The following is a 3,199-nucleotide window of genomic DNA, read 5'->3' as shown; positions in this document are numbered from 1 at the left end:
CAATCATGTTGTGGCCAACAGGAGCAAATTCTACTTGGCCAAAGGGGTCAAAGTAGAGTGGCTTTTCCAGGCGTACCCGTTCACGGTAGAGACGATGCCGGTGCAGAAGCACATCGTCAAGGGACAGACGGCGGAGATACGCTGTACGCTCAAACGGCAGGGACGGTTTGAAGACGCACGCTATACCATTAGATACTTTCAGCCTGATGGAAAGGGACGGCTGAAGATGGACGACGGCACGGTGTTCAAACCCAATGACCGTTACCCTCTTACAAAAGAGGTGTTCAGACTATACTACACCTCTGCTTCCTCTGACCAGCAGACGATAGATGTGTATGTGGAGGATAATTTCGGACAGATGGTGAAACTCTCGTTTGAGTTCAACAGTCAAAAGGACGAGGAAAAGGAGAAAACGAATGGGGACAAGAAGTAAACTTCTCGTTTTATCGTTCTGCCTTGTTTGCCTATCCTGCTTCCGCCTTTCCGCTCAGGAGGGCGGAAAGGCTCTCTTTTCACTACCGCCGTTCGAGCGTGCCGTGGTCTGCATTAAGCACTTCGAGGGCTTACATACTTGGAAGGACTATCCTTATGTGGGTTACGGACATCGGCTTCTGCCCGGAGAGCGGTTCACGGCAGCGATGACGGAACGGCAGGCGGACTCTCTGCTTCGGGCTGACCTGATGAAGCGTTTGATGATGTTCAAGGACTACGGGAGGGATGCCCTGATGCTTGCCGTTTTGTCCTACAACATAGGAGCAGGCAGGTTGCTGGGATACGGCAAACATCCCAAGAGCAGACTACTGCGGAAGATAGAGTCGGGCGACAGGAATTTCTACCGTGAATTTGTCTCTTTCTGTCGATACAAGGGCAAAGTTCTCAGAGGTCTTGTCAAACGACGAAAAGTGGAGTTTGCCTTGTTTTATATACCCTGATTTTCTAAGTACGCCCCTTGTAAGTTTTTCAGCTTACAAGGGGCGTACTTATAGGAAGTTTTATTTAGCCCATTTTCGGATGGCTTCAACAATACTTTCGGTATTCCAATGGACATCCTCTACGGAACGATCTGTAACTACTTTTGATATTCGTTCTTGTCCCCAAGGAATAACTCCTACTATTGGAACTTTTTCCTCTAACGCTGTATCTAACTCCCATTCCATCCAATCACTATGAGAGGCATACATCCCGGCAATACCTAAAACAATGTCTGAATTAGAGATTTTCTCTTTCAAACGACGTTTGATGTATGCCGAATTTTCCGAATTGATGGGTTCGTCAGGAGAAGCTTCGTTAAATTCAACATGAAAATACCCCCTCTCTTCTAAGAGATTGCGGAGCTTCTTCAAATCATCTGCATGACCCCATGAGTGACTGATGAATACTGAATAAGTTTTTGCCATATTATTTATTTTTATAGTGAATGCTATTCTGTTTATTTTGAAGGAATGTTTCTATTTCCCATTCATCAGGATTCTGCTCCTTGAACTTTTGCTCATACTCTTGCCCTTTTTCTACATCTCCAAGTGCAAAATAACAGTTCGCCAATGTGGCATACTTCCATTTAAGTTCTTCGGGCTCTTCTTCCTCCAAAGTAGGAAGGATTATATCTATAATTTGCTTTCTGATTTCTTCAGCTTCAACTTGTTTATGTATTTTATGTCGTTCATCTTTTTCGAGAATAGATTTTTGTTCCAAGCAAAGGGCATAATTCTCTCCAGTATAGTAATCTTGATGTAGAGTCCAGCCTTTCCTGTACATCTCAATAGCTTCATCTAAATAGCTCTCTACTTTTGTCGCATACCATAATCTTTTATTGATGGCTCCAGTAATTCCCAATGTTTCAGTATCTGTCTGTTCCTTTATAGATACCATTATTTGAAGAGCATTTGTCAAAGCTGGAATTTTTTCAGGCTTTTCACTTTTATATGTGCATAGAGCTTCTTGTTGAATATAAAAAATATCATTCTCTACCATTTCTCTGAGTCTATGCCATTTCTGAGCAGCTTCTTCAAAACGCTTTTCGTGCATAAACTTTTTTGCTTGTTCTGAAAGAGAATATACCGTATTCTCTTTAGCCCGAAGTTCTCTTATTATTTCCTCTAAATCTTCATCAGAGATTTTGGGTTGTTCTATTTGGGGGATATATGTGTACAGAGGGCTATCTGGTACAGGATTTTCTGTTACTGCATTTATTATCGATTTCAACTCTCTAACACTTCTTTGAGCTTCTTTTTTAGAGATTTCGTTACCTAAATGCTCATAAGATAAAATTCGAGTGTGCCCTAAGTCAAAAGGAATTTTACTCTCGCCTCCTTTTATTATAATGGTCGAAAAAGGTCTGAGAGCATGCCGAGTCCCCAGCTCATACAGAGCGTTAGCATTGTCTGTCGTAATATCTGCAATTACTAAATCTGCTTTATAGAGCAAAGCATACATACTTCTATCAATCGTACCTGAATCCAAAATTTCATCTGCACGGATGCATTTGTAACCACAGGCTACTACTGACGGTTGAATTATCTTATTATATGTCGCATCTAAATCTATTGTTCTATTTGTATAGGGGTCTTGTTTTTTTCCAAAGCCCATAATTACAAAACATATTCTTTCTCTATTTTCCATTTGCATCGTTTTGTTTATGACAATTTACAACAGATAAAGCAATTAGCATACCAATAGGCCTTGTCTGCCATAAAGTCCATTCGATACGACAAAATGGCAATATATAGAACTATCCTTACTCCAAATGGCTTTTTGTTACTTTTGAGCCGTCTCAACTCACTGTCAAAAGTAACAAGGTGCTTTTCATCGGGGTTTCTTTGCTCCTTTCTTTGTCCGCCCCAAGCTCACGAAAGAAAGGAGCGGTCGGCAAATCTGCCGACCGCTTTACTCCGTCCGTTCTTCTTGAGTGGTTATTCGTCCCGTCCTTACTTCGGGGTGCGTGGAGAAAAACCAATTGATTTCCTCATCGGGCAGGGTGCTGTGAACATTTCCGCCCATCACCAAACCACAATCCTGAATGACTTTTTGTCGTGCGCTTTCTCTGCTTTCGGCAACCACTTCAAACACTCCTTCGAAAATGTACTGCGTCCGTACTCTGTAAACTTTCTTCTTCATATTCTCAAAATTCAGCAATTAGTAATCTGTGTTCTTTTGGCTCTCCATTGGATAACCTGCGATGGGTAAGCCAAAAATGGTGTGC

The 3,199-nt window shown here is 41.9% G+C and carries 5 protein-coding genes; 2 read left to right on the top strand and 3 right to left on the bottom strand.

Annotated features, from left to right (window positions below):
* Positions 1 to 10: 10 nt before the first annotated feature.
* The gene (locus L888_RS13690) at positions 11 to 433 is read left to right on the top strand and encodes a DUF3872 domain-containing protein (protein WP_044249258.1); all 423 of its coding nucleotides are present in this window, start codon (positions 11 to 13) and stop codon (positions 431 to 433) included.
* Positions 417 to 932 (top strand): lysozyme, encoded by a 516-nt coding sequence (locus tag L888_RS0110995; protein ID WP_027952928.1) that lies wholly within the window; start codon positions 417 to 419, stop codon positions 930 to 932. Before L888_RS13690 ends, L888_RS0110995 begins: the two co-directional genes overlap by 17 nt.
* 60 nt (positions 933 to 992) lie before the next feature.
* Here L888_RS0110995 and L888_RS0110990 read toward each other — a convergent pair whose 3' ends face one another.
* From L888_RS0110990 to L888_RS0110980, 3 genes are all read right to left on the bottom strand, one after another.
* A complete protein-coding gene (locus L888_RS0110990; protein WP_027952927.1) occupies positions 993 to 1,397 on the bottom strand; it encodes a TIR domain-containing protein in 405 nt (134 codons plus the stop codon).
* 1 nt (position 1,398) lies between these two features.
* Positions 1,399 to 2,619, bottom strand: a complete 1,221-nt coding sequence (locus L888_RS0110985; protein ID WP_044249260.1) for a tetratricopeptide repeat-containing protein — start codon at positions 2,617 to 2,619, stop codon at positions 1,399 to 1,401.
* A 264-nt stretch (positions 2,620 to 2,883) separates the two neighbouring features.
* Positions 2,884 to 3,114 (bottom strand): hypothetical protein, encoded by a 231-nt coding sequence (locus tag L888_RS0110980; protein WP_027952925.1) that lies wholly within the window; start codon positions 3,112 to 3,114, stop codon positions 2,884 to 2,886.
* Positions 3,115 to 3,199 lie beyond the last annotated feature (85 nt).

The sequence above is a fragment of the Hallella seregens ATCC 51272 genome (genome assembly GCF_000518545.1).
In the GTDB taxonomy this organism is placed as follows: domain Bacteria; phylum Bacteroidota; class Bacteroidia; order Bacteroidales; family Bacteroidaceae; genus Prevotella; species Prevotella seregens.
This window is presented reverse-complemented; position numbering and strand designations above follow the sequence as displayed.